The organism is Enterobacter cloacae complex sp. IR5441, from assembly GCF_049238215.1.
Classification (GTDB): Bacteria; Pseudomonadota; Gammaproteobacteria; order Enterobacterales; family Enterobacteriaceae; genus Enterobacter; species Enterobacter hormaechei_C.
Genome location: NZ_JBMKIA010000124.1, coordinates 1 through 830 on the forward strand (window position 1 = coordinate 1; position 830 = coordinate 830).

1 protein-coding gene is annotated in these 830 nt (G+C 45.1%); it reads right to left on the reverse strand.

The window, feature by feature from the left end; all coding sequences use genetic code 11:
• Nucleotides 1–13 precede the first annotated feature (13 nt).
• A partial coding sequence (locus tag ACOTX5_RS26670; RefSeq protein ID WP_219388538.1) for an IS4-like element ISVsa5 family transposase occupies nucleotides 14–830 on the reverse strand: 817 nt, incomplete at its 5' end.

An 830-nucleotide genomic window follows, 5' to 3' on the forward strand; every position in this document is an offset into this window, starting at 1 on the left:
CTGAGAGATCCCCTCATAATTTCCCCAAAGCGTAACCATGTGTGAATAAATTTTGAGCTAGTAGGGTTGCAGCCACGAGTAAGTCTTCCCTTGTTATTGTGTAGCCAGAATGCCGCAAAACTTCCATGCCTAAGCGAACTGTTGAGAGTACGTTTCGATTTCTGACTGTGTTAGCCTGGAAGTGCTTGTCCCAACCTTGTTTCTGAGCATGAACGCCCGCAAGCCAACATGTTAGTTGAAGCATCAGGGCGATTAGCAGCATGATATCAAAACGCTCTGAGCTGCTCGTTCGGCTATGGCGTAGGCCTAGTCCGTAGGCAGGACTTTTCAAGTCTCGGAAGGTTTCTTCAATCTGCATTCGCTTCGAATAGATATTAACAAGTTGTTTGGGTGTTCGAATTTCAACAGGTAAGTTAGTTGCTAGAACCCATGGCTCCTTTGCCGACGCTGAGTAGATTTTAGGTGACGGGTGGTGACAATGAGTCCGTGTCGAGCGCTGATTTTTTCGGCCTTTAGAGCGAGATTTATACAATAGAATTTGGCATGAGATTGGATTGCTTTTAGTCAGCCTCTTATAGCCTAAAGTCTTTGAGTGACTAGATGACATATCATGTAAGTTGCTGATAGGTTTCCAGTTTTCCGCTCCTAGGTCTGCATATTGTACTTTTCCTCTTACTCGACTTAACCAGTACCAACCCAGCTTCTCAACGGATTTATACCATGGCACTTTAAAGCCAGCATCACTGACAATGAGCGGTGTGGTGTTACTCGGTAGAATGCTCGCAAGGTCGGCTAGAAATTGGTCATGAGCTTTCTTTGAACATTGCTCT